We start from the raw sequence: 24,297 nt of genomic DNA, 5'->3' as shown, positions 1-24,297 counted from the left end.
GTCACCCATGGAACAGGGATATGCGGTGTTCCTGCTGCTCGGGGTGGTGCTGGTGATGATCGACGGCCAACTCATCTACCGCAGCGGCAAGGGCTACATGAGCCGGGCGTACGGCGACCCGGAAGCGGCCAGGTCCATGACCCGGCTGGCGACCGTGCTGTTCCACCTCGTGGTGCTCGGGCTGCTCGCCATCGTGTCGATCATCTCGGTCGACACCGGCGACCCGGTCAAGGACGTCGTGGTGAAGCTCGGCGTCATGCTCCTGGTCCTGGCGCTGGTGCACGCGGTGACGATGATGATCCTCGGCCGCATCCGCGACCGGCAGCTCCAGCAGCAGCTGGCCGACGAGATGTCCGAGGAGCACCGCCAGTACGAGCAGCAGCGGTCCGTGCCGCCGCAGACGCGCGTCGAGCCCGTGCACGGCGCGCCCGCGCCGCGGGTCGAGGCCCGGCTCGATCCCACGCAGATCGACCCCACGCAGATCAAGACCACCAGGTAGGACCCCGGGGTTTCATCCGCCTGGAGGACTAGGCGCGGTCAACCCGTGGCGCGACGCGCGGCGTCGCGACCCCTACCTAACCTGGTCACGTGCGGCGGCTGAGCCTGTGGATGCGAGCGCACCCGGTCTTCGGGGACTCCCTGATGGCCGGGTTGCTGCTCGTGTTCGAGCTCGGCGTGCTGGCCGCGAACCAAGCGGCCGTGGCGGGCTCCACGCTGCTGTTCGTCGGCGCGATGATGATCGTGCCGGTGGTGTTCCGCCGGCAGTACCCGCTCGGCTCGTCCTACGTGATCCTGTTCGGCGGGGCGATCCAGCTGCTCACCCACGGCGACCTCGACACGGGGCTGCCGGTCCGGTTCGCCGACTTCTCGCTGGCGATCGCGCTGTACACGATCGTCGCGTACGTCGGCAGGCGGCAGGGCCTGCTGTACGCGATCTGGCTGGCCGTCGGCACGTTCGTGTGGGCGTTGTGGCCCATGGGTGCGGGCGTCGAGGCCGCGTTCATGGTGTTCGTGATCGCGGTGGTGTTCGGCTTCAGCTGGGCGATGGGGGAGTTCGTCGGCGCCCGCCGGGCCTACAACCGGGAGCTGGAGCAGCGGCTCAAGCTGCTGGAGACCGAGCGCGACCAGCAGGCGCGGATCGCGGTCGGCGAGGAGCGGTCCCGGATCGCGCGCGAGCTGCACGACGTGGTCGCGCACGCGGTGAGCGTGATGGTGGTGCAGGCCGACGGCGCGAGCTACGCGATCAGGTCGAACCCGGACCTGGCCGAGGCCGCCGTGCGGACCATCGCCGACACCGGGCGGCAGGCGTTGACCGAGCTGCGGCGGCTGCTGGGCGTGCTGCGGTCGGAGGACCAGTCCGGCACGCAGTGGGTGCCGCAGCCCGACGCGGGCGACCTGCACGAGCTGGCCGAGAACTGCCGGGCCGCCGGGCTGCCCGTCCGGCTGGAGACGCTCGGCGACCTCTCCGCGCTGCCCGCGGGCCTGGGGCTCGGCGTCTACCGGATCGTGCAGGAGGCGTTGACGAACACGTTGAAGCACGCGGGCGCGGGCGCCTCGGCGGTCGTCCGCGTCACCCAGGCGGGAGATCGGGTGGAGGTGGAGGTGGCCGACGACGGGTTCGGCACGCCGCACGACCTGGTGGCGGTGTCCGGGGGCAACGGGCTGATCGGGATGCGCGAGCGCGCCGGCGTGCTCGGCGGCACGCTGGAGGCGGGTCCCAACCCGGGCGGCGGGTGGCGGGTCCGCGCCGTGCTGCCGCTGGTCCCGTCGTAGGGTGCCGTGCCGGCTGGGAAAGGTGACTTCGTGATCCGGGTACTGCTCGTGGACGACCAGGAGCTCATGCGCATGGGCTTCCGGATGGTGCTCGGCGCGCAAGAGGACGTCGACGTGGTCGGCGAGGCGGCCAACGGGCTCGACGCCGTGCAGCTGGCCGAACGGCTGCGGCCGGACGTGGTGCTGATGGACGTGCGCATGCCCGTGCTCGACGGGGTCGAGGCGACCAAGCGGATCGCCGAGGCGGGCACCGCGAAGGTGCTCGTGATGACCACGTTCGACCTGGACGAGTACGCGTTGTCGGCGCTGCGCAACGGCGCGTCCGGGTTCCTGCTCAAGGACACGCCGCCGGGTGACCTGGTGTCGGCGCTGCGCGCGGTGGCCAGCGGCGACGCGGTGGTGTCGCCCTCGGTGACCAAGCGGCTGCTGAGCCGGTTCCTCGGCGAGGGCGGCGGCGAGCTGCGCGACGCGGCGGTGCTGGAGGCGCTGACCGAGCGGGAGCGCGAGGTGCTCGTGCTGATCGCCAAGGGGCTGTCGAACACCGAGATCGCGCGGAAGCTGTTCCTGTCCGAGGCCACGGTGAAGACGCACGTGGGGCGCATCCTGGCGAAGCTCGAACTGCGCGACCGCGTGCAGGCCGTGGTGCTGGCCTACGAGACGGGACTCGTCCGACCCGGCGACGTCTGACCGGGCCGGACGCGTCCCGCGAGGCTCACCGGTACTTCGACGCGTCCGCCGTCGTCGGGTCGACGCCCGCCTTGAAGACCTCCTCGTACCAGCGGCCCCAGTCCGGCTGCGAGCCGTCCAGGTCGGTGAAGCCGTACTCCCGCATGAGCGTCCACGAGGCGAGCGCCTTGCCGGTGAAGCGGTGGCGGTCCGGGTCGGCGGCCAGCGCCGCCACGCCTCGGCCCACGTAGTGCGGCGTCTCCGACATCGCGTAGTGCGGCTCCTTCGCGATCGCGTCACGCCAGTTCGCCTCGGTCACGCCGAAGTGCTCCAGCATCTGCTCCGACCGCAGGAAACCGGGCGTGACGGCGACCGACGTGCCGCCGAACGCCGCCAGCTCCTTCGCCATCACCGTGCCGATCCGCCGGATCGCGACCTTCACCGAGTCGTACGCGAGCGACTCGCTGTAGAAGTCGTCGCTGTCGCCGTCGGTCACCTCGACCAGCAACCCGCCCGGCCGGCGGACCAGCAGCGGCAGCAGGCGGTGCAGCGTGACGAAGTGCGCCTCCATGCTGTTGCGCCACATCCGCAGCTGGCGGTCGAGGTCCTGCTCCCAGAACACCTTGAACTCGGTGTCCGCCTCGCCGCCCCACACGTCGTCGACCAGGACGTCCAGCTGCCCGTCCACTTCGGACTCGATGCGGGCCCGGAACGCGTCCACGTCCGCGGGCGCGGTGAAGTCGCACCGCACCGGGACGCCGCGCCCGCCCGCCGCCGTGACGAGCTCCGCCGTCTCCTCGATCGTCTCGTCCCGGCCGATCGGCGACTTGTGCCCGCGCGTCGACCGCCCGCCGACGAACACCGTCGCACCGGCCGCACCCAGCTCCACCGCGATGGCACGTCCGGCGCCCCGCGTCGCCCCGGTGACCGCCGCGACCTTGCCCTCCAACGCCGACATCATCTCCCCTTCCACGCGTCCAGCACCGCGTCCACGTCCTGCGCCAGCCGGTCGGCCAGCTCGCCGCGCGGTCGGACGGACCAGTCCATCGACACGCCGTAGAGCAACCCGGTGAGCACCCGCGCCGCGCGTTCCGGCGACGGGCCGTGCGGAAGATCCACCGGTCGGGTGAGTTCCACCACGGTCCGCTCGGTCGCCGCGTACAGCTCGGCGAGCAGCGCCCGCAGCTGCGGGTCGATCAGGTCGACACCGAGCTGGGCCAGGTGGTGCTGCGCCTCGGCCGGGTCCACCACGTCCTCGAACCAGGTCAGCAGCGCCGCCCGCAGCCCGTCCGCCGGGTCCTGCGCCGCGGCCGCCGCCGCGTGCATCCGCCGCACGTTCTCGTCCATGGTCTGCCTGGTCAGGGCCTGGAGCAGGCCGCTCTTCGAGCCGAACCGGCCGGCCACCGTGCCCACCGAGACGCCCGCCCGCTCGGCCACGTCGGCGATGGTGAACCCCGGCCCCTTGCGGCCGATCACCTCCGCCGCGGCGGCCAGCAGCCGTTCGTCCGTGATCGTCTTCGGTCGTGCCACGGCATTATTGAACCACGGTTCATTAATGGTCGCCCAGTAGGGTGACACCAGTGACCTGGAGACCACGCCTCATCGCCCTGGACATCGACGGCACGATCACCCCCGTGGGCCGCGAGGACGTCGCACCGGCCGTGCGCGCGGCCATCGGCCGGGCCGTGGACCACGGCGCGCACGTCGTCCTCTCCACCGGCCGCAGCCTCGTCGGCACCCGGCCGATCATCGACGACCTAGGCCTGCGCGACACCACCGCGATCTGCTCCAACGGCGCCGTCTGGTGGGACACGAGCACCCGCGAGGTGATCCGGAAGGTCGAGCTCGACCCCGGGCCGTCGGTCGAGCGCCTGCGGGCCCTGCTGCCCGACTCGGTGTTCGCGGTCGAGCTGACCGGGGTGGGGAACCTCGCGTTCGGCCGGTTCCCGGACGGCGACCTGTGGGGCGAGGTGCGCGAGGTGTCCTACGGGGAGCTGGCGGCGACGGCGACGTCCCGGCTGGTCATGCGCTGGGTCGGCCGCACGCCGGAGGAGCTGGCGCTGCGGATGCTCGACGTCGAGCTGCCCGGCGTGACGGCGTCGTGCGACCACAACGAGCCGTGGCTGACGCTGTCGCCTCCCGGCGTGACCAAGGGCGCGGCGCTGGAGGACCTGCGGGCCAAGCTCGGCGTGTCCGAGGAGGACACGCTGGCCATCGGCGACGGCTCCAACGACGTGGAGATGCTGCGGTGGGCCGCGCACGGCGTCGCGATGGGACAGGCGCCGGTCGCCGTCCGGGAGGTCGCGGACGCGGTCACCGGCACGATCCTCGACGACGGCGCGGCGGCCGTGCTGGACCGGTACTTCGCCGCCTAGTGGTGTCCGACGCCGCGACCGGGCCCGGTTGGTCGCGCCGACGTACCGGCACGGCCCCGGCGCAGCCGTCCTGGACGTGGGACACGCGCGATCAGTCGGTTATGCCCGATTTGGCGATGACGTCGGCGTCGCGGACGCGAACGACCACCTCGCCCGGCCCGCCGTTGAGCTCGGCGAACTCGTTCGCCCGGTCCGCGCCCATGTACCGGGCGCCGATGCGGCCCGCCCAGTAGCGCACCTGCTCGGGGTCGTCCTCGACCTCGGCGCGGCCGGACACGGTGACGAAGGCGAACGGCGGCCGTTCGTCGTCCAGGCAGACCGACACCCGGCCGTCGCGCCGGATCGCCCTGCCCTTGATCGACCCCAGGTTCGTGGTGAACACGAGCGTGCCGGCGTCGAGGTCCACCCAGACGGGTGTGACGTGCGGCGACCCGTCCCCGCGGACGATCGCGAGCTTGCCGGTCCGGGCGGGCGCGGCCGACACGAACTCGCGCCACCAGCCCTCGGGTGCGTCGGTGTGAGCCATGACCGCACACCGTAGAGGCATCCCATCCCTGAGAACGACCCGGTGAACGCCTAGGGGACAACTCAGGGTGAACACGGATTACTACGACCGAGGTAGCTACCACGATAAGACTGAAGTCGCACGGACGAGTCAACTACAGACCGATGTGCGCGACCCGGTGGACCGGGCAAGGTTCAGCCTAGTCCGGGGGATGTGTCGTCCAGGGGAGAAATCATGATCGAGGCTGTCGGCCTCACCAAGCGCTACGGGAAGACGGTGGCGGTGGACAACCTGTCGTTCACCGTCGCGCCCGGCCGGGTCACCGGGTTCCTCGGCCCGAACGGCGCGGGCAAGTCCACCACCATGCGCATGATCCTCGGCCTCGACCGGCCGACCGCCGGTCAGGTGCTGATCGACGGCAAGCCGTACGCGCGGCTCGACCGCCCGCTGCGGACCGTCGGCGCGCTGCTGGACGCCAAGTGGGTGCACCCCAACCGCTCCGCGCGGGCCCACCTGCAGTGGCTGGCGAAGTCCAACGGCCTGCCCGACCGCCGCGTCGACGAGGTGCTGGACATGGTCGGCCTGACCAAGGTCGCCAAGCGCCGCGCGGGCGGGTTCTCCCTCGGCATGTCCCAGCGCCTCGGCATCGCGGGCGCCCTGCTCGGCGACCCGAAGGTGCTGCTGTTCGACGAGCCGGTCAACGGCCTCGACCCGGAGGGCATCCTCTGGATCCGCCAGTTCATGCAGGGCCTGGCCGCCGAGGGCCGCACCGTGCTGGTGTCGAGCCACCTGCTGTCGGAGATGGCGCTGACCGCCCAGGACCTCGTGGTCATCGGGCGCGGCAAGCTCATCTCGCAGTCCAGCACCACCGAGTTCGTCGAGCGGTCGACCGAGAACACCGTCCGGGTGCGCAGCCCGCACGCGGACAAGCTGGGTGCGATGCTCGTCGACAAGGGCTTCACCGTGCGTGAGGACTCCGACGGCTCGCTCACCGTGTCGGGCGCCCTCAGCGACGAGATCGGTGACATCGCGGCGGGCAGCGGCGTGGTGCTGCACGAGCTGAGCCCGCAACGAGGTTCGCTCGAACAAGCGTTCATGCAGCTCACGGGCGATTCTGTCGAGTACCACGCCGAACTCGCCGAGACGGGGAAGTGACCACCGATGACTCTGCTCGCCGTTGAACGGATCAAGCTCTTCTCCACCCGCTCGCCCTGGTGGTGCATGCTGCTGGCAGTCGGCCTGACCGTCGGCCTCGGCGCGATCTTCGCGCTCAACTGGGGCGGTCCGATGCCCGTGATGGGCACGGTGGTCGTCTACAACTTCGGGCTGTACGTGGTCATGGTGATGGCCGCGCTGGCGGTGACCACCGAGTACCGCTTCGGCACGATCAAGGCCACGTTCCAGGCGGTGCCCGACCGCATCTCGCCGATGATCGCCAAGGCGGTCGTCGTGATGCTGCTCTCGGGCGTGGTCGGCCTGGTCGCCGCGTTCGGCTCGTGGGGCCTGAGCCGGGTCATCGCCGACGACTCCTCCGGCCTGGCGCTGGACTCCGCCGCCGACTGGCGGCACCTCGTGGGCGTGGGCCTGGTGTTCGCGATGGGCGCGCTGCTCGCGCTGGGCGTGGGCGCGATGGTCCGGCACACCGCGGGCGCGGTGTCGATCATCCTGGTGTACGCGCTGGTGGTGGAGAGCCTCGTCGGGCTCATCCCGAACATCGGTGACGACATCCAGAAGTGGCTGCCGTTCCTGATGGCCCAGAAGTTCATCCTGGGCGACCCGGACACGGGCGGCATCCCGGCCGGCGAGGGTCCGCCCGTGGTCGGCGACCTGAGCCCGTGGGGTTCGTTCGGGTACTTCGCCGCCATCGCGCTGGCGATCTACGTCATCTCGCTCGTCGTGGTGAAGCGGCGGGACGCGTAACGGGCAGGCCCGCGCCGCCGGCATTCGGGGGCCGGCGCGCGGGCAGCCGGGGGAAAGGGGGAGCTCGGGTCACCTTCGGGGGGTGGCCCGGGCTCTTCTGCTTCAGGTTCCGCCACCAGCGGTTGATCGGACGGGAGATGTCATGATCGAAGCGACCGGCCTCACCAAGCACTACGGCAGGACCGTGGCCGTGGACGACTTGTCGTTCACCGTGCAGCCGGGCCGGGTCACCGGGTTCCTCGGCCCGAACGGCGCGGGCAAGTCCACCACCATGCGGATGATCCTGGGCCTCGACAGCCCCACCCGCGGCAAGGTCACCGTGAAGGGCCGCGACTACCGCTCGCTGCACGAGCCGCTGCGCGTGGTCGGCGCGCTGCTGGACGCGAAGTGGGTGCACCCCAACCGCTCGGCGCGGGCCCACCTGCAGTGGCTGGCCCGGTCGAACCGGATCCCGGACCGGCGTGTGGACGAGGTGCTGGACATCGTCGGCCTCACCCAGGTCGCCAAGCGCCGGGCGGGCGGCTTCTCGCTGGGCATGTCCCAGCGGCTGGGCATCGCGGGCGCGCTGCTCGGCGACCCCGAGGTGCTGATGTTCGACGAGCCGGTCAACGGCCTGGACCCGGAGGGCATCCTCTGGATCCGCCAGTTCATGCACCGGCTCGCCGACGACGGCCGCACCGTGTTCGTGTCGAGCCACCTGCTGTCGGAGATGGCCCAGACCGCGCAGGACCTGATCGTGATCGGGCGCGGCAAGCTGATCTCGCAGACCAGCACCGAGCAGTTCATCAAAGACGCCACCGAGGACACCGTCCGCGTCCGCTCGCCGCAGCTCGACCGGCTGCGCGAGCTGCTCGACGGCCGGGCCCGCGTCGCCGAGGCCGCGGCCTCCGACGGCGCGCTCGTCGTGCACGGGGTGGAGCCCGCGTTCATCGGCGAGCTGGCCGCCTCGAACGGCATCACGCTGCACGAGCTGAGCCCGCAACTCGGTTCGCTCGAAGAGGCCTTCATGCAACTCACGAAGGAATCCGTGGAATACCACGCGAACGAGTGACCGGCGCTCCACCGGGTGCCGGAAAGCGATTCGCCGACCGCGCCCGCGGGTCAGAACCGGTCGTTGCGCCAGAAGTCGTCGGACGGCGGCGGGATTTCGGTGACGACCGGCGCCGGCGCGCGCCGGATCCGACTGCGCCGGGCCAGCAGCAGGCTCACCGCCGCCACCACGATCCCGACCGCGGTCAGCCCGCCGAACGCCACCAGCAGCCGCCCGCTCCCGTCCACCCCGGACGACGGCGCGGCCACGTTCCCGTCCGACGTGGGCGGAGCGTCGGCGGAGGTCGTGCGCGGCGGCGGCGCCAAGGGGTTGCGCTCCACCCGCGGCACGTCGGCGGTCAGCGCGGCGACCGGGTTGACCTGGCCGAACCCGGTCACGTTGTCCCGGCCGGGCGCGAGGAGGTCGGTGGCGGTGGCGATGAGCCGGTTCACCACGTTGCCCGCGTCCAGGTCCGGGTAGCGGGCCCGCACCAGCGCCGCCGCGCCCGAGACCAGCGCCGTGGCCGCGCTCGTGCCGTCCACCTCGGCGTAGCCGGTGTCCACCACCGACACCGGCACGGCGGTCACGATGCGCTGCGCGGGCGCGGCCAGCACGGTCTCCGGGCCGGTGTTGGACTCCGGCCACGGCCCGTTGCCCTCGATCGTGCCGGAGACCGCGATGACGCCCTTGATGTTGGCGGGCGCGCCCACGTGCTCGTCGCCGTCGTTCCCGGTGCCGGCGACCACCACGGCGTCGTTGTCGAACGCGTAGTTGACCGCGCGCAGCAGGTCCGGGGTGAGCGTGGCGAGCGAGGTCAGGGACAGGTTGATGACGTCGGCGCCCTGGTCGACGGCCCAGGTCACGCCCTCGGCGACGGACGCGGTGGTGAACTTGTCGCCGTCCGCGCCGACCGAGATCGGCATGATCATCGCGCCGGGCGCGACGCCGAGCGCGCCGCCGTCCACCGCCCGGCCGGCGATCAACGTCGCCATCGCGGTGCCGTGGCCGTCGTTGTCCTCGGTGCCGTCCGTGCCGGCGGCCGAGCCGAACCCGGTGCCGGGCAGCAGCGCGCCCGCGAGGTCCGGGCGGGTGTCGTCCACGCCCGAGTCGACCACCGCGACGACCACGCCGTCACCCCGCGTGGTGGCGTGCGCGGCGGACACCCCCAAGGCGGCCAGGTGCCACTGCTGCTCCTCGATCGTCTGCGCCCAGGCCACGCCCGGGACCACCATCGCGATCAGGACCGCGGCCGCCACCGCTCTCCCCGTCACCAATTCCCCCTGTGTTCGGGATCACAGATATTCCAAGTCAATCATGTTTCACAGTTCTCGATTCGGGCAAGCGGAGTAAGCCGTTCGTTAAGACGTCGTGAACTCCGGCACAGCCCCATGACAAGCGCATCTGAACCCGGTCAGATGGAAAGCGCGAATCGTGAGGCAGGCGCCTGCCCGCACACGAATTCGGATACCCCCCGTCAAGGAACCCCCCGGAGGTGAACCCGTGACGGTGCTCGATCCGAACCTGAACGCCGAGAACTCGGCGACCGGGTCCAAGGAGCCGCCCAGGAAGGTGCTGCCCCGTCAACGCGACCACGCCCTTCGCGTCGAACCGATGTTGGCGTTGGAATGGTCGCACGCGATCGAAGCCGCGGGAGGGGTCGGCGTCGCCGACTCACCCGCACAGACGCGTCGAGCCTGGATCCACAAGGCCGACGAACAGCAAGTGCTCGCCATGTTCCGCGCAGTGGGCCCCGACGCACCCGCACCTTGGTGGCTCAGGGCCCTGGACCGGGGCCGCATCGCCTCGCGCGCGGCGGCGTTCGCCCTGGAGGACGAGGTGACCCGGTTGCTGGGCAGCCGACCGGGTTGGGTGTTCGTCCCGTGGGCGACCGAGGGCGAGGTCGGCTACTGGGAGTTCGTGCCGTCCGAGAGCGGCGTCTACGGCCCCGCCGAGCCGACCACCGTGCAGTTCACCGACCGGCACCCCGGTTTCGTGGACCTGCTCCCCGCGCACCGGGGCCCCGGTCAGCGCCAACCCATCGAGTTCACCCCCGCCGAGCTGCGCGAGCAGATCGAGGACCTGGAGAACATCGCTTAGCGCACCACCTAGGCTGTACGCCCGTGACGTCCAGCCGCCAGCGACCGCCGCACCACCGATCCGTCGTCAGCTACGTCCAACGCGGCGAACGGATGACCGTGGGGCAGCAGCGCGCATGGGACCGCCACTGGGAGCGCTTGGGCCACGAGGTCAAGGCGCTCCCGGCCGGTCCCGTGCACTTCGACGAGTGGTTCGGGCGCGAGGCGCCCGTCGTGCTGGAGATCGGTTCCGGGATGGGCGAGACCACGTCGCAGCTGGTCGCCGCCGCGCCCGAGGTGAACTACGTGGCCGTCGAGGTCTACAAGCCCGGCCTGGCGCAGCTGCTGCTGCGCGCCGAGGCGCTCGACGTGACCAACCTGCGGGTCCTGCGCGGTGACGCGGTCGACCTGCTCACCGAGCACGTGGAGCCCGGGACCCTGGCCGAGGTGCGGATCTACTTCCCCGACCCGTGGCCGAAGAAGAAGCACCACAAGCGCAGGCTCGTGCAGCCGGAGTTCGTGGGGCTCGTGGCCTCGCGCCTGCGGCCCGGCGGCACGCTGCACCTGGCGACGGACTGGGAGGAGTACGCCGAGCAGATGCTGCGGGTGTGCTCCGCCGAGCCGCTGCTGCGCAACCGGTTCGACGGGTGGGCGCCCAGGCCGCAGTGGCGGCCCGTGACGAAGTTCGAGCAGCGCGCGGTCGAGGAGGACCGGATCAGCCACGACCTGATGTTCGAGCGGATCGAACTCACCTGACCGTGGCATGAAGTCGCGGTCGCCGGCGACCGATGCGGCGACTGCGCGTGGATTCGTCACCGGATCGGGTGGGTTTTATCGATCACCCGATGTGCCCCGTCTGGCAGTGACGTGTGACACCGGTCCGCAACTACGGTTGCCGCCCGTGACCGTAGTAGACAACGAACCGATAACGTTCGACGTGGACGCGGCGGAGGGCTTCCTCCGCATGTTCCACATCGCCCACCCCGAGGCCGGGCCCGTCGGACCGCGCCTGGCCCGGGTCCGCGACGAGATCGCCGAGACCGGCACGTACCGGCACACCGCCCACGAGCTCGCCTACGGCGCGCGGATCGCCCTGCGCGACTCGGGCTGGTGCACCAGCGGCGTGCCGTGGCGCCGGCTCAAGGTCCGCGACCTGCGCGGTCTCCGCAACGCCGCCGCCGTGGCGGCCGAGTGCGTCGAGCACCTGCGCCAGGCGACCAACGGCGGCGAGATCCGACCGCTGGTCACCGTGTTCGCGCCGGACACGCCGACCGCGCCGGGGCCGTGCATCTGGAACGAGCAGCTGGTCCGGTACGCGGGCCACGGCGACGGCTCGGGGGACCTCCGCTACCGCGGGTTCACCGACGCCGTGCGCGCGATGGGCTGGCAGCCGCCCGTGCCGCCCGGCCGCTTCGACCTGCTGCCGCTGGTGGTCGAGACCGCGCACGAGGGGGCGCGGCTGTTCACCGTGCCGCCGGACGTGGTGCACGAGGTGGCCCTCGAACACCCCGACCTGCCCTGGTTCGGGCAGCTCGGCCTGCGCTGGCACGCGGTGCCCGTGATCAGCAACATGCGGCTGGCCATCGGCGGCGTCACCTACCCCGCCGCGCCGTTCAACTCGTGGTTCGTCGGCTCCGAGATCGGCGCCAGGAGCCTGGCCGACGAGAACGCCTGCGGCGCCGCGCGGTCCGTCGCCGAGGCGCTCGGCCTGGACACGTCCACCGAGCGCTCGCTGTGGCGCGACCGCGCCGTGGTCGAGCTGAACCGGGCCGTGCTGCACTCCTTCGACCGCGCCGCCGTGACCATCACCGACCACCACGCCGAGTCGCGGCACCGGCTGTCGTGGCTGCGCTCGCGACAACGCCACTCCGGCAACCGGCCCGCGTTCCGACTCGATCCCGCGGCGGCCGGCCGGGCCCGTGCCGGCGGACCCGCCCGCTTCTCCCCCGCCCCCGCGGAAACGACCCAGCCGCACTCACCCGGACGCCTCGCCGAACTGCTCCGCCGGCGCGTCGAGGGTTTCGGCGACTGAGCGGCCGGCCACCCCCGGCTCAGCGCTGGGAATCGATCAACACGCCGGCCAGCGCCATCAGGACCAGCACCAGCAGGCCGAGCACCGCGCCCGCCCAAGTTGCGACCACTCCGAACATGGTGTACCTCCCGTTCCCCGACTCACCGCTCAAGAGTCACCCCGGGATTCGTCATCCGACATCGGCCACTGGTGTGTTTAACCGGGCGTTCGGGTCAGCCTCGCGGTTGACGGCCCACCCGACCGGGGTCGGACGCGTCACGCGCCGCGACCACCTACCGTGAGGTCCCGTGGAGAGCACTCAGCTCGGGTGGCGGGCCCTGCTCCGCCGCCAGTGGCCGCTGGCGTGGGCCCTGCTCTTCCTCGTCGGCGGCGAGTTCCTCGGCGAGGTCGGCTGGTGGCACCTGCCCGGTGCGGTCGTGGTCTGCGCGCTGGCCGTGCTCGCGCCACGGCGCCCGTTCGACGCCGCGCTGAGCGCCGCGACGGCGGTGGTGGCGAGTTCGGTCCTGCTGCGCGTGGCGGGCGTCGCGCCCGTGACGCCGATGATCGGCGGCCTGGTGGTGGCCGAGGTCGCGGCGCTGATGGCGATCCTCGCGGTGGTGGTGCGGCACGTGCCGCCGGCGCGCGCGGTGGCCGGGGTGGTGCTGCTCGTCGCGGTGTCGGCGTCGGCCGCCGTCGTGCGACCGGAGTACCGGTCGCCGTACTGGTCCGACGACTACAGCGGTCCCGGGTTCTGGGCCCAGGCGGTGTTCGGCGGCGTGCTGCTGGCCCTGTCGGTGGGCACCGGGCTGTACTTCCGCGCCCGCGACCGGGAACGCGCGACCGCCGTGCGGGCCGAGGTCGCGGCGGCGCAGCACACCGAGCGGATGGCGCTGGCCCGCGAGCTGCACGACGTGATCGCGCACTACGTGACCGGGATGGTGGTGCACGCGCAGGCGGCGCAGGCCGTGCCGGCGGCGGCGCAGGAGGCGTTGCCGATCATCGTGCGCAGCGGCAACGAGGCGTTGGCCGAGATGCGCCGCCTGGTCGGCACGTTGCGCGACACCGAGGCCGACGCGCCGACCGCGTCCAGCGACCTGGCCGACGACGTGCGCGGTGTGGTGGAGCGGTCCGGTCAGCACGTGCGGCTGCACGTCGACCTGCCGGTGCCCGTGCCGCCGTCGTTGGGGCGCTCGGTGCTGCGGTTGGTGCAGGAGTCCTTGACCAACGCGCGCAAGCACGCCGAGGAAGCGTCCTCTGTGGACGTCTCGGTGTCCGTTTCGGACGGTGTGGTGCACGTGCTGGTGGCCGACGACGGGCGGGCGCGGAAGACGCCGCCGGTCGGCGGGTCGGGCGGCTACGGGTTGGTGGGCATGCGGGAGCGCGTCGAGCTGCTCGGCGGGCGGTTCAGCGCGGGCACGCGGGCCGGCGGCGGCTGGGAGGTGCGCGCCGCCCTGCCCGTGGTGCGGTGACCGGTTCCCCGACCGCACCACCGGCAGTCCCGCGCGGCCCGCGCGTCCTGGGCGCACGACCGTGACCGGTCAGCCGGCGGTCGGGTGCGACGCGGGCAGTTCGGCGGGCAGCGGGTAGGTGAAGGACCGCGCCGGTTCCTCCGGCGCGAGGTGCCGGTCGACGACGGGACGGCGGCGGGCTCCGCGGTCCTGGTCGGGGATCGTCGGCCGGTAGTCGCCCAGCCACGTGGTGACGTCGCCGGAGAGCCGGGCGTTCTCCTCGTGCAGCTCTCGCACCTGGTGCTCCAGCTCGGCGATCCGCGCCTCCGCGTCGCGGTGCACCCGGACCACCGTCCACAACATCTCGTACGCGCTCGACTCCGGCTTCGGGGAGGTCTCCCCGTCGGCCGGGGTGTCGTCGGACGCCGCGTCGTCGGCCGGGGTGTCGTCAGGTGCGGCGAGGCCGTGGTTGCGCGCCCATTCCAGGCCGCCGATCATCGTCGTGGTGATGTCGTCGACCTCCGGGTCCAGCCAGCGCGGACGCGGGTCGTCGGTCTCCCGGCCGGTGACGAGGCCGTGCAGGTAGCGGGCCGTGGCCAGCACCTCCGGCGCGAGCGTCGGGTGCACGGCGGCGTGGACCAGGCTCGCGACCCGGTCCCACGGCGGCACGCAGTCGGGCCGCGCCTGCGCGCCGATCCAGCGCGTCACCTCGGCCCGGACCGCGCCGAGCGACCGGCCGTGGGCCCAGTGCCCGGGTGTTCGCGCCGCCCGCCGGAGCACCCGCCGGTACGCGGTGCTCATCCGACCGTTGTCGTCCACGAGGTGCACCAACAGGAACAGCGCGAGCCATCGACGTTCCCGGGACAGGTCCGGTTCGGAGAAATCGGCCTCCGATCGCAGGACCGCCGCCGCGGGTTCCCCCCTGCCGCGACGCTCGCCGGGTTGAGCACTTCCACCGTTACGAGCCACTGTCACTCCTTCGCCGGATCAGCGGGACCACCACCTCTCCCAACGTTTCGGAGATTACGTCCATCCGGCGGGTGAACACCGCCCGAGAAGGTCAAACCCACTGTTCGGGTTACGGGTTGAGGCGTGGGCCGCCACGTTGTGTGTCGCTCGTTCGAGTGCGGCAGGATCGGGGTATGTCGCTGCGCCTGCACGCCCCCGTGGTCCTGCCCTGCGATCCCGCCTGCACCGTCCTGCGCGACGCCGTCGTCGACGTCGTCGACGGCCGGGTCGCGCACGTCGGCCCGGCGGCCGACGCCCCGGAGTTCGCGGGCGAGGTCCGCCGGCTGAGCGGGATCCTGTTGCCCGGCCTGGTGAACGCGCACGCGCACAGCCCGATGGTGCTGCTGCGCGGCATGGGCGGCGACCTGCCGCTGCTGCGCTGGCTGCGCGAGGCGATGTGGCCGGCCGAGGCGAAGATGAAGCCGTCGGACATCCGGGTCGGCATGCTGCTCGGCGCGGTGGAGATGCTGCGCAACGGCGTGACCACGAGCGCCGAGATGTACTTCCACGGCGAGCAGCTCGCGGACGCGGTGCTCGCGGCCGGGTCGCGCGTGCTGTTCGGTGCGGCGATCATGGACCTGCCGGGGATGCCGTGGCGGCCGATGACCGACGAGATCACCCGGTGGATCGACGCCGACGGGCTGCGGTTCGGGCCGGACGAGCGGGTCGAGCTGAGCTACGGGCCGCACTCGGCGTACATCCTGTCGCCGGAGGCGCTCGGCGAGATCGCGGGCGAGGCGCGTCACCGCGGCGCGCTGGTGCAGGTGCACGTGGCCGAGTCGCCGGAGGAGGACCTGGAGCAGCGGGCGTCGCACGGGTCCGTGCCGCGGTTGTTGGAGCAGGCGGGCGTGCTGGGCGGGCGGGTGCTGTCGGCGCACTCCGTGCACCTGTCGCCGGAGGACGTGGCGATCTACGCCCGGCACGGGGTCGGCATCGCGCACTGCCCCGGCTCGAACACCAAGCTGGCGTCGGGCATCGCGCCGTTGCGGTCGTACCTGGACGCGGGCGTCGCGGTCGGGTTGGGCACCGACGGGCCGGCGTCCAACGACGACCTGGACCTGTTCGAGGAGGCCAGGTTGGCGGCGCTGCTGGCGCGCGTGACGTCGGGGGACGCGACCGCGATGCGGGCGGCGGACGCGTTGCTGCTCGCCACGCGCGGTGGTGCGGCGGCGTTGGGGCGTGACGACCTGGGCGCGCTCGAGCCCGGTCGGTGGGGCGACGTGGTGCACGTGGACGTGGACGACCCGGCGTTCGCCACGGGGTTGGACGCGCCGGACGAGCAGGTGCTGGCGAACCTGGTGTGGGCTTCGGGCACGCGGCGGGTCAAGGACGTGTGGGTGGCGGGCAAGCAGGTCGTGGCCGACGGCGAGACCACGAACGTGGACCGGCGTGAGGCGCAGGCGGGCGTGCGCGAGGTGGCGGCCCGGCTGCGGTAGTTCAGCGGGGGCGGGGGCGGAGGACGATCTCGGTGAAGTGGGCGTCCTCGCCCGCGTTCACGGCGGTGGCGACGGCCCGGGCCACGGAGTCCGCGTGCAGGTAGAGGTGCGGCTGGTAGTCGCCGTTCTCCTGCTCGCGGACACCGCGCTGCATGTCGGTGTCGACGCGTCCGGGGTGGACGGACGTGACGCGGAGGTCTTCTTCTTCGGCGCGCAGTGCGTCGCCGAAGGCGCGCAGGGCGAACTTGCTGGCGGCGTAGACGCCCCAGTCGGGGTTGGCGCGCAGCCCCGCGCCGGAGTTGATCAGCACGACGTGGCCGCGGGCGGCGCGCAGGAGCGGCAGCGCCAGCCGGGTGAGCTCCGCGACCGCGACCACGTTGACGTCGAGGGTGCGGCGCCAGACGTCGGCGGTCGCGTCGGCGAGCGGGCCGAGTTCGGCGACGCCCGCGCTGTGCACCAGGACGTCCAGGCGCGTGAGGCCGGCGGTGGCCGCGGCCAGGGCGTCGGTGTCGGTGAGCTCGACCGGCCAGGGGCGGGCGGACTCCAGCGTCGCGGCCAGGTCCGCCAACGCGTTCTCGTCGCGTCCGCCGAGCAGCAGGTCGTGCGACGGGGCGAGGGCGCGCGCCACCGCCGCACCGATCCCACGCGACGCACCGGTCACCAGCGCAACGGGTCGACTCATGCCAGGACCCTAACCAACCACCGCCCGCGGCGTGCCCACCGGCGACGCTTCGCAGGCGTCCCCGGCGAGCGCGTGTCAAAGGTGGGCTGCCGGCGACGTGTCGGTGGCCGGAACGCGGCGAGGTCTCCGTGAGTGGTTCAGCGACCAAGCGAAACCGCAGTACCGGAGACCGGGCGCGGGTCGGTGCCGCCGGGTCGATCGTGTGGGACGTGTCGGTGGACTCCACGGTCATCCGGGCGCACCAGCACGCCGCCGGCGACGTGCCGCCGGCGACGGCGACGCTTCGCAGGCGTCCCCGGCAAGGGGACCCCTGCTTTCACCCTGCCACGCAGGACCGACGAATCGGCGGCGTCGGGCGTCACCTGTGGACAACTCGCTCGCCTGTGGACAAGTCGGTGGAGGGCTCGGGCGTGGTGGCGCGAGCCCTCCACCCCGGGTCAGCCGCAGATGCGGCCCTTGTCCTTCTTCCACACCGCGACCACGGACGGGCGCGGCTGGGAGTTGCCGCCGTCCGGCCAGTGCGACAGCGGGTTGGCGGCCGAGGCGCCGTCGATCTCACCGGGGTGCTGCACGGCGACGAGCACGAAGTCGTCCTCGACCACCGGGCCGCACGTCTCGGCGCCCCTCGGCACGGTCAGGAACTGCTTCACCCGGCCGCGGTACGGGCCCTCGACCGGCACCGCGAACAGGCCGTCGTTGGACTTCAGGGCGTTGCCGTCGGTGGAGATCCACAGGTTGCCCCGCGCGTCGAACGCCAGGTTGTCCGGGCACGAGATCGGCGAGACCTGGGTCTTGTCGTAGCCGCCGAAGTACGTGTCGGCCGACGTCGGGTCGCCGCACACCAGCAGCAGCTTCCACGAGAACGACGTGGCGGTGTTGTCGCCGCGGCGCTCCTCCAGCTCCAGCACGTGACCGTGGCGGTTGTTCGGGCGCGGGTTCGGCTCGGTCGCGCCTTCCTTGCCCGCCTTGCCGCGGTCGCTGTTGTTGGTCAGCGCCGCGTACACCCGGCGGTTGCGCGGGTTCGGCTCGACGTCCTCGGGGCGGTCCATCTTGGTCGGGCCGACGGCGTCCGCCGCGAGCCGCGTGAAGACGTAGACCTCCTCGGCGGTGAAGCCGGGCACGAACGAGCGGTCGCCCGCGGCCAGCGGGATCCACTCGCCGGAGCCGTCGAACTCACCGTCGGCGGGCAGCTTGCCGGAACCGTCGATCTCGGCGACCGGGCTGTCGCCGGTGAGCTTGGCGACGTACAGCGTGCCCTTGTCCAGCAGCTTCTTGTTGTGCTCGCGCGCGTGCTTGCTGTTGCCCGGCTTGACCTTCTCGTCGGACACGAACTTGTACATGTAGTCGAAGCGCTCGTCGTCGCCCATGTACGCGACCACGCGGCCGTCCCGGGCGACGATCACGTTCGCGCCCTCGTGCTTGAAGCGGCCCAGCGCGGTGTGCTTGACCGGGGTCGAGTCCGGGTCGAGCGGGTCGATCTCGACGACCCAGCCGAACCGGTTGACCTCGTTGGGCTCCTGCGCCACGTCGAAGCGCTTGTCGAACCGCTCCCACTTGCGGGTGGACGCCGCGCCGGACAGGCCGTAGCGGGCCAGCCGCGCCTTGGCGACCGGGTCGGTGACCGAGCCCGCGTTGGCGAAGTACTGGTTGAAGTTCTCCTCGCCGGACAGGATCGTGCCCCACGGCGTCACGCCGCCGGCGCAGTTGTTGAGCGTGCCCAACACCTTCGTGCCGGTCGGGTCGGCGGAGGTCTTGAGGTACTTCGAGCCCGCCGCCGGCCCGGTGACCGCGAACTCCGAGGTCGCGGTCAGCCGCCGGTTGTAGCGCCGGTCCAGCTTGGGCACGAGCTTCCCGCTGCGCCGGTCGCGCTCGACCAGCACCACCGACGCGCCGTGCGCGGCCCAGGCGATCTCGGTCTGCTCACGGGTCGGGTTGGCCGCGTCCCAGTCCTTGAACAGGAACTCCTCGGAGGTGTACTCGTGGTTGGCCACGAGCACCCACCGGTCGTGCCCGCCGACCGGCACCAGGCCGAGGAAGTCGCAGTTGTAGCCGAACTGCTTCGCCTGCGCGGCCGGGGTCTGGCGGTCGAAGTCGAACGCGGGCGCGCCGGGCACCACCGGGTCGCCCCAGCGCAGCACGACGCCCTGCTCGTAGCCCTCGGGCGCGACGACGCGGTCCTCGGTGTTGGGCGCGACGGCGGTGAAGTTCAGGCCGTCACGTCGACGACCGCCGCCGAGGTCGGCGTCGGGGGCGACCTCGGGCTTCGCGGCGGCGCTGCCGGCACCGACCAGCCCGACACCCGCGCCCGCGACGGCGAGCACCGCGCCCGCCTTGAGCAGGCCGCGCCGACGCACGACCTCGCCGACGACGTCACCGAAGTAGGCGTTGTCGGACGTGTTGGGCGCCTCGTGCGCGCACGCGTCGCCGCAGCGGTACTTGCAGGTGATCGCCGAACGCCCGAGGGGGTGGTTGGGCAGCAGGGGCAGCAGACGCCGCCCCCGATCGGTGGATGAGGACACGCGGACCTCCGAGATCGCTCAGTGGGAACCGGGCGACCGTAAGAGGGCAAGTCCACCTGCAGCGGACTTCGAAGTGAACGCGAGGCGAACACCTCGGGCGTCGACGAGCCGGAACCGCCAGCTCACACGGGGTGTCGCCGGGCGGTCACTCACCGATGCGGTGGTGGTCGCGCCAGACCGCGACGACCGCGGAGCGCGGTTGCGAGTCGCCGCCGTCCGGCCAGTGCGAGACCGGGTTGTCCGCACTGGCGCCGTCCACCTCGCCGGGGTGCTGCACGCACACCGTGACCACGCGTTCGCCGATCACCGGCCCGCACGTCTCCGCGCCGCGCGGGACGGTGAGGAACGCCTGGAGCCGCCCGCGGTGCGGCCCGGACACCGGCACGGCGTACAGGCCGTCGTTGTAGCCGTTGAGCGCGCCGCCCGAGTCGCTGGAGATCCACAGGTTGCCGTGCCGGTCGAACGCCACGTTGTCGGGGCTGGAGACCGGGGAGACCCGGGTCTTGTCGTAGCCCGCGAAGTAGGTGTCGGGCGAGGCCGGGTCGCCGCACACCAGCATCAGGTTCCACGTGAAGGTGAGCGCGAGGGCGTCGCCGCCGCGCTCGGCGAGTTCCAGCACCTGGCCGTGCTTGTTGGCCACGCGCGGGTTCGGCTCGGTCGCGCCCTCCTTGCCCTCCTTGCCGCGGTCGACGTTGTTGCTCAGGGCGAGGTAGACGACGCCGGTGCGCGGGTGGGTCTGGATGTCCTCGGGACGGTCCATCCTGGTCGCGCCGACCTTGTCCGCGGCGAGCCGGGTGAAGACGTAGACCTCTTCGGCGGTCATGCCCGGCACGAACGACCGCGTGCCGCTGACCAGCGGGATCCACTCGCCGCGGCCGTCGAACCGGCCGTCGGAGGGCAGCCTGCCGGAGCCGTCGATCTCGGCGGGCGGGCTGTCGCCGGTGAAGCGGGCGACGTAGAGCGTGCCGTCGTCGAGGAGGGTCATGTTGTGCCGGCGGGCGGCTTTGCCGTCGCCGCGGCGCACCTTGCCGGTGGAGACGAACTTGTAGACGTACTCGAACCGCTCGTCGTCGCCGGAGTAGGCGACCACCCGGCCGTCGCCCGCGATGCGGACGTTCGCGCACTCGTGCTTGAAGCGGCCGAGCGCGGTGTGCTTGACCGGCGTGGAGTCGGGGTCGAGCGGGTCGATCTCGACGACGTAGCCGAACCGGTTGGCCTCGTTGGGCTCCCGCGCCAGGTCGAAGCGCCGGTCGAACCGCTCCCACTTGCGGGTGGTGGCCGTGCCGGTGATGCCGTAGCGGGTCAGGCGCGGGTCGGCCAGCGCGTCGGCGTTGCCGAAGTACTGGTTGAAGTTCTCCTCACCGGACAGGATCGTGCCCCACGGCGTGACGCCGCCGGCGCAGTTGTTCAGCGTGCCGAGCACCAGCGTGCCGGTCGGGTCGGCGGAGGTCTTGAGGTACTCCGAGCCCGCCGCCGGACCGGTGAGCCGGAACGGCGTCGTGGCCGTGATGCGGCGGTTGTAGCGGGAGAACCGCGTGCTCAGCCGGCCGTCGCGGGACTGGTGGACCTGCACGACGGACAGGCCGTGCGCCGCCCACGCGATCTCGACCTGCTCGCGGGTGGGGTTCTCGGCGTCGTAGCCGCGGAACATGAACGGCTCGCCGGTGTACTCGTGGTTGGTGACGAGCAGGTTCGCCCGTCCCGTCGGGTCCAGCGGCAGCAGCGCGGCGAAGTCGCAGTTGAACCCGAACTGGCGGGCCTGCGCGGCGGCGGTCTGGCGGTCGAAGTCGAACTCCGGCGCGTCGGGGAAGAGCGGGTCGCCCCAGCGGATCACGACTTCCTGGCGGTAGCCCTCGGGGACGACGACGGCGTCCAGCGCGTTCGGCGCGACGGGTTCGAAGTCCAGGCCGAGCGGACGCGATCCGGCCGCCGCGCTGTCCGTGCCGGCCGCCGCTGTGCCCGTCCCGGCCGCCGCGCCACCGCCGACCGCGGCGACGACCAGCGCCGCTTTGATGGCCGTGCGGCGGTCGACCAGGTCGTCGAAGGACGGGTTGCCCGAGGTGTTCGGCACGTCGTGGAAGCACGCGTCGCCGCAGCGGTACTCGCAGGTGACGGCCGCGCGGCCGGCGGAGTGGTTGGCCAGCAGGGGAAGGTGTCGCACCACGACGCGCCTCCTACGGTCAGTACGGGACCAACTGACAGTAGGCCGGCGTTCACCTGTTGTTAACCCACCAAGTCCTCACCGACGAGAATCGCTTCGGTCGGCACGGCGCGCTCGGACGTGCGACCGAGGGCGAGCAGGCCGGCCGCGAGGGCGCAGCACGCGGCGGCGACCACGAACGGGTGGGCGAGGTGGCCGACGAACGTCGCGGCCAGCGCGCCGCCGAACCAGCGCAGGAAGTTGTAGCCCGCGCTCGCCACCTGGCGCGGCGCCGGGCTGACGCTCATCGCCGTGCTCGTGAACAGGGTGTTGAGCACGCCCGAGACCACGCCGCTGACGATCACCGCGACCACCAGGAGCGGCTTGCTCGGCACGGCCATGACCAGCATCAGCACCGCGAACGCGAGCACCGCGGCGACGGTCGTGCGGCGGTCGCCGAAGCGGTCGGCCAGGCGTGGCGCGAGCCAGACCCCCGCCACCGCGACGCACGCGCCCCAGCCGAAGAACACCAGCCCGATCCGCACCGCGCCCCAGCCCAGGACGAACGGCGACCAGGCCAGCACGGCGAAGAACGCGGCCGTGTAGAGGGCGGAGCCGAGCGCCGTGCGCAGCAGGTCGGGGTGGCGCAGGGCGCGCAGCGGGTCGAGGAGCCGGATCGGTTGCCGCGACTCGTCGTCGGCGAGGAAGACCGCGCACAGCACGAGGGCGACGGCCATCAGCACGGCGGTGCCGATGAACGGGCCGCGCCACGAGAAGCTGCCGAGCAGGGCGCCGAGCAGCGGCCCGACGGACAGGCCGAGGCCGAGCGCGGCTTCGTAGAGCAGGATCGCGCCCTTCCGGCCGCCGGTGGCCGCGCCGACGATCACCGACAGCGCGGTGGCGATGAAGAACGCGTTGCCCAGGCCCCAGACGGCGCGCAGGCCGACGAGCTGGCCGATGTCGCCCGCGAGTGCGCACAGCGTCGTGGCCGCCACGATCAGGGCGAGGCCGCCGACGAGCGTGCGCTTCGCGCCGAAGCGGGCCGACGCGACGCCGGTGAAGAGCATGGCGACGACCTGGACGCCCAGGTAGGAGGAGAAGAGCAGGGTGACCTGCGACGGTGTGGCGCGCAGGCCCTCGGCGATCGACAGCAGGATCGGGTCGACGAGCCCGATGCCCATGAACGCGATCACCGCGGCGAACGCCGTGACCCACACCTGACGGGGTTGGTCGAGGAATTTCACTTAGCTAGTCTAACCAATTATGGTTAGGCTAGCTAAGTAAGTGTGCTCACACTACGGTCATGGGTGTGGATGCGGTGGTGTTCGACCTCGACGGCGTGCTGGTGGACTCCGAGCGGATGTGGGACGAGGTGCGCCAGGCCTTCGCCGCCCGGCACGGTGGCACGTGGCAACCGGCGGCGACCAGGGCGATGCAGGGCATGAGCACGCCCGAGTGGGCGACCTACCTGGTGACCGAGGTCGGCGTGCGGCTGACACCGGCCGAGGCGGCGGCGGGCGTGATCGGCGAGATGGCCGAGCGCTACGCCGAGGGCCCGCCCGTGCTGCCGGGCGCGGTGGACGTCGTGCGCGAGGTGGCGTCGCGCTACCCGGTCGCCATCGCCAGCTCGTCGCCGCCGGTGCTGATCAAGTCGTTCCTCGCCGCGACCGACCTGACCGACGTCGTCCCGGTGGCCCTCTCCAGCGAGCAGGCGGGCGCGGGCAAGCCGGCGCCGGACGTCTACCTCCTGGCCACGTCGAAGCTGGGCGTCGACCCGACCCGCAGCGCGGCGGTGGAGGACTCGACCAACGGCCTGCGCGCGGCCCTGTCCGCCGGCATGACCGTCTACGCCGTCCCGAACGAGCACTTCCCGCCCGATCCGGCGGTGTTGGCGCAGGTCACCGTGCTGCGGCGGCTGTCGGACCTGCCCGGCGCCCTGTCGACGCCCTAGCGTGCCCACCATGGAGCGACGAGTTGCGGTGGTCACCGGGGCGGCGCAGGGGATCGGGCTGCGGGTGGCCGAGGTGCTGCGCGAGGACGGGTACGAGGTGGTCGGGTTCGACCTCACCGAGACCGACGGCGGCGTGGTGGGCGACGTGTCGTCGCCGGCCGACGTGGCCAGGGTGGTCGAGCGGGTCGGCGACCGGGTCGACGTGCTGGTCAACAACGCCGGGATCGCGGGGATCGTGCCGTTCGAGGACACGTCCCTGGAGCTGTGGGAGCGGATGGTGGCGGTCAACCTGACCGGGCCGTTCCTGCTGACGCAGGCGTTGGGCCGGGTGATGCTGGCGCGCGGGCGGGGCGCGGTGGTGAACATCGCGTCCGTGGCCGGGTTGCGCGGCGTCGCCGACCGGGCCGCCTACAACACCACCAAGCACGGGCTGATCGGCATGACGCGCACGCTCGCCGTGGAGTGGGGCGGGCGCGGTGTCCGGGTCAACGCGGTGTGCCCGGGCTGGGTGAAGACCGAGATGGACGTCGAGTCGCAGGCCGGCGGGCACTACGACGACGCCGACATCACCGACCACGTGCCGATGGGCCGGTTCGCGGCGCCCGACGACATCGCGCAGGCCGTCGCCTTCCTGGCCGACCCGGGCCGGAGCGGTTTCATCAACGGCGTCGCGCTGCCCGTGGACGGCGGTTGGACGGCCGACGGGTCGTGGCAGTCGTTGCGGTTGTCCAAGCGCTGACGTGCGAGAAGACCCCCTG

At 72.4% G+C, this 24,297-nt stretch carries 23 protein-coding genes; 14 read left to right on the top strand and 9 right to left on the bottom strand.

Annotation, left to right across the window (positions count from 1 at the left end; all coding sequences use genetic code 11):
- Positions 1-7: 7 nt before the first annotated feature.
- The 3 genes from ACZ7GX_RS01350 to ACZ7GX_RS01340 all read left to right on the top strand — a co-directional run bounded on the left by ACZ7GX_RS01350 (position 8) and on the right by ACZ7GX_RS01340 (position 2,460).
- Positions 8-499, top strand: coding sequence for a hypothetical protein (locus ACZ7GX_RS01350; protein WP_498771534.1), 492 nt, complete (start codon positions 8-10; stop codon positions 497-499).
- Positions 500-588: 89 nt separating this feature from the next.
- Positions 589-1,773 (top strand): sensor histidine kinase, encoded by a 1,185-nt coding sequence (locus ACZ7GX_RS01345; RefSeq protein ID WP_498771532.1) that lies wholly within the window; start codon positions 589-591, stop codon positions 1,771-1,773.
- Between the two features lie 30 nt (positions 1,774-1,803).
- Positions 1,804-2,460: a response regulator gene (locus tag ACZ7GX_RS01340; RefSeq protein ID WP_053714464.1), complete on the top strand. Its 657-nt coding sequence runs from the start codon at positions 1,804-1,806 to the stop codon at positions 2,458-2,460.
- 25 nt (positions 2,461-2,485) lie between these two features.
- Here the strand turns inward: ACZ7GX_RS01340 and ACZ7GX_RS01335 are convergent, their stop codons facing one another.
- Positions 2,486-3,400 carry an SDR family oxidoreductase gene (locus tag ACZ7GX_RS01335; protein ID WP_498771966.1) on the bottom strand — a complete coding sequence of 305 codons (915 nt, stop codon included), beginning with the start codon at positions 3,398-3,400 and terminating at the stop codon, positions 2,486-2,488.
- Positions 3,397-3,969: a TetR/AcrR family transcriptional regulator gene (locus ACZ7GX_RS01330; protein WP_498771530.1), complete on the bottom strand. Its 573-nt coding sequence runs from the start codon at positions 3,967-3,969 to the stop codon at positions 3,397-3,399. The genes ACZ7GX_RS01335 and ACZ7GX_RS01330 overlap by 4 nt, the downstream gene beginning before the upstream one ends.
- Before the next feature lie 50 nt (positions 3,970-4,019).
- Here ACZ7GX_RS01330 and ACZ7GX_RS01325 point away from each other — a divergent pair, with 50 nt between their 5' ends.
- Positions 4,020-4,814, top strand: a complete 795-nt coding sequence (locus ACZ7GX_RS01325; protein WP_498771528.1) for an HAD family hydrolase — start codon at positions 4,020-4,022, stop codon at positions 4,812-4,814.
- Positions 4,815-4,905: 91 nt separating this feature from the next.
- On the opposite strand, the gene ACZ7GX_RS01320 is transcribed toward ACZ7GX_RS01325, so the two are convergent.
- Positions 4,906-5,340 (bottom strand): PPOX class F420-dependent oxidoreductase, encoded by a 435-nt coding sequence (locus tag ACZ7GX_RS01320; protein WP_498771526.1) that lies wholly within the window; start codon positions 5,338-5,340, stop codon positions 4,906-4,908.
- A gap of 213 nt (positions 5,341-5,553) precedes the next feature.
- On the opposite strand from ACZ7GX_RS01320, the gene ACZ7GX_RS01315 reads away from it, so the two are divergent.
- The 3 genes from ACZ7GX_RS01315 (at position 5,554) to ACZ7GX_RS01305 (ending at position 8,290) form a co-directional block, all read left to right on the top strand.
- On the top strand, positions 5,554-6,474 hold the full coding sequence (locus ACZ7GX_RS01315) for an ABC transporter ATP-binding protein (RefSeq protein WP_498771524.1): 921 nt from the start codon (positions 5,554-5,556) through the stop codon (positions 6,472-6,474).
- 6 nt (positions 6,475-6,480) lie between these two features.
- On the top strand, positions 6,481-7,239 hold the full coding sequence (locus ACZ7GX_RS01310; protein ID WP_498771522.1) for a hypothetical protein: 759 nt from the start codon (positions 6,481-6,483) through the stop codon (positions 7,237-7,239).
- Between the two features lie 142 nt (positions 7,240-7,381).
- On the top strand, positions 7,382-8,290 hold the full coding sequence (locus ACZ7GX_RS01305) for an ABC transporter ATP-binding protein (RefSeq protein WP_498771521.1): 909 nt from the start codon (positions 7,382-7,384) through the stop codon (positions 8,288-8,290).
- A 50-nt stretch (positions 8,291-8,340) separates the two neighbouring features.
- On the opposite strand, the gene ACZ7GX_RS01300 is transcribed toward ACZ7GX_RS01305, so the two are convergent.
- Positions 8,341-9,540: a S8 family serine peptidase gene (locus ACZ7GX_RS01300; protein WP_498771518.1), complete on the bottom strand. Its 1,200-nt coding sequence runs from the start codon at positions 9,538-9,540 to the stop codon at positions 8,341-8,343.
- Between the two features lie 229 nt (positions 9,541-9,769).
- Here ACZ7GX_RS01300 and ACZ7GX_RS01295 point away from each other — a divergent pair, with 229 nt between their 5' ends.
- The 4 genes from ACZ7GX_RS01295 to ACZ7GX_RS01280 all read left to right on the top strand — a co-directional run bounded on the left by ACZ7GX_RS01295 (position 9,770) and on the right by ACZ7GX_RS01280 (position 13,824).
- Complete coding sequence (locus ACZ7GX_RS01295) at positions 9,770-10,366, top strand: hypothetical protein (RefSeq protein ID WP_498771516.1); 597 nt, start codon at positions 9,770-9,772, stop codon at positions 10,364-10,366.
- A gap of 92 nt (positions 10,367-10,458) precedes the next feature.
- Positions 10,459-11,100 carry a tRNA (guanosine(46)-N7)-methyltransferase TrmB gene (trmB, locus tag ACZ7GX_RS01290; RefSeq protein ID WP_498771964.1) on the top strand — a complete coding sequence of 214 codons (642 nt, stop codon included), beginning with the start codon at positions 10,459-10,461 and terminating at the stop codon, positions 11,098-11,100.
- Positions 11,101-11,245: 145 nt separating this feature from the next.
- The gene (locus tag ACZ7GX_RS01285; RefSeq protein WP_498771514.1) at positions 11,246-12,376 is read left to right on the top strand and encodes a nitric oxide synthase oxygenase; all 1,131 of its coding nucleotides are present in this window, start codon (positions 11,246-11,248) and stop codon (positions 12,374-12,376) included.
- Positions 12,377-12,663: 287 nt separating this feature from the next.
- Positions 12,664-13,824 carry a sensor histidine kinase gene (locus tag ACZ7GX_RS01280; protein WP_498771512.1) on the top strand — a complete coding sequence of 387 codons (1,161 nt, stop codon included), beginning with the start codon at positions 12,664-12,666 and terminating at the stop codon, positions 13,822-13,824.
- Positions 13,825-13,893: 69 nt separating this feature from the next.
- On the opposite strand, the gene ACZ7GX_RS01275 is transcribed toward ACZ7GX_RS01280, so the two are convergent.
- The gene (locus ACZ7GX_RS01275) at positions 13,894-14,622 is read right to left on the bottom strand and encodes a hypothetical protein (protein WP_498771510.1); all 729 of its coding nucleotides are present in this window, start codon (positions 14,620-14,622) and stop codon (positions 13,894-13,896) included.
- Positions 14,623-14,945: 323 nt separating this feature from the next.
- Between ACZ7GX_RS01275 and ACZ7GX_RS01270 the strand changes: the two genes are divergently transcribed.
- A complete protein-coding gene (locus ACZ7GX_RS01270) occupies positions 14,946-16,247 on the top strand; it encodes an amidohydrolase family protein (protein ID WP_498771508.1) in 1,302 nt (433 codons plus the stop codon).
- Between the two features lies 1 nt (position 16,248).
- Here the strand turns inward: ACZ7GX_RS01270 and ACZ7GX_RS01265 are convergent, their stop codons facing one another.
- The 4 genes from ACZ7GX_RS01265 to ACZ7GX_RS01250 form a co-directional block, all read right to left on the bottom strand.
- A complete protein-coding gene (locus ACZ7GX_RS01265) occupies positions 16,249-16,929 on the bottom strand; it encodes an SDR family oxidoreductase (protein WP_498771506.1) in 681 nt (226 codons plus the stop codon).
- A gap of 437 nt (positions 16,930-17,366) precedes the next feature.
- Positions 17,367-19,448 (bottom strand): PhoX family protein, encoded by a 2,082-nt coding sequence (locus ACZ7GX_RS01260; protein WP_498771504.1) that lies wholly within the window; start codon positions 19,446-19,448, stop codon positions 17,367-17,369.
- A 145-nt stretch (positions 19,449-19,593) separates the two neighbouring features.
- Complete coding sequence (locus ACZ7GX_RS01255; RefSeq protein WP_498771502.1) at positions 19,594-21,609, bottom strand: PhoX family protein; 2,016 nt, start codon at positions 21,607-21,609, stop codon at positions 19,594-19,596.
- A gap of 62 nt (positions 21,610-21,671) precedes the next feature.
- Complete coding sequence (locus tag ACZ7GX_RS01250; protein ID WP_498771500.1) at positions 21,672-22,832, bottom strand: MFS transporter; 1,161 nt, start codon at positions 22,830-22,832, stop codon at positions 21,672-21,674.
- Between the two features lie 65 nt (positions 22,833-22,897).
- On the opposite strand from ACZ7GX_RS01250, the gene ACZ7GX_RS01245 reads away from it, so the two are divergent.
- Positions 22,898-23,539 (top strand): HAD family hydrolase, encoded by a 642-nt coding sequence (locus ACZ7GX_RS01245; RefSeq protein WP_498771962.1) that lies wholly within the window; start codon positions 22,898-22,900, stop codon positions 23,537-23,539.
- Between the two features lie 10 nt (positions 23,540-23,549).
- Positions 23,550-24,278: an SDR family NAD(P)-dependent oxidoreductase gene (locus ACZ7GX_RS01240; RefSeq protein ID WP_498771498.1), complete on the top strand. Its 729-nt coding sequence runs from the start codon at positions 23,550-23,552 to the stop codon at positions 24,276-24,278.
- The last annotated feature ends 19 nt before the right edge of the window (positions 24,279-24,297 follow it).

The organism is Actinosynnema sp. NPDC037264 (genome assembly GCF_055603705.1).
Note: the sequence above shows the minus strand (reverse complement) of the source record. Positions and strands in the feature narration are given on the sequence as shown.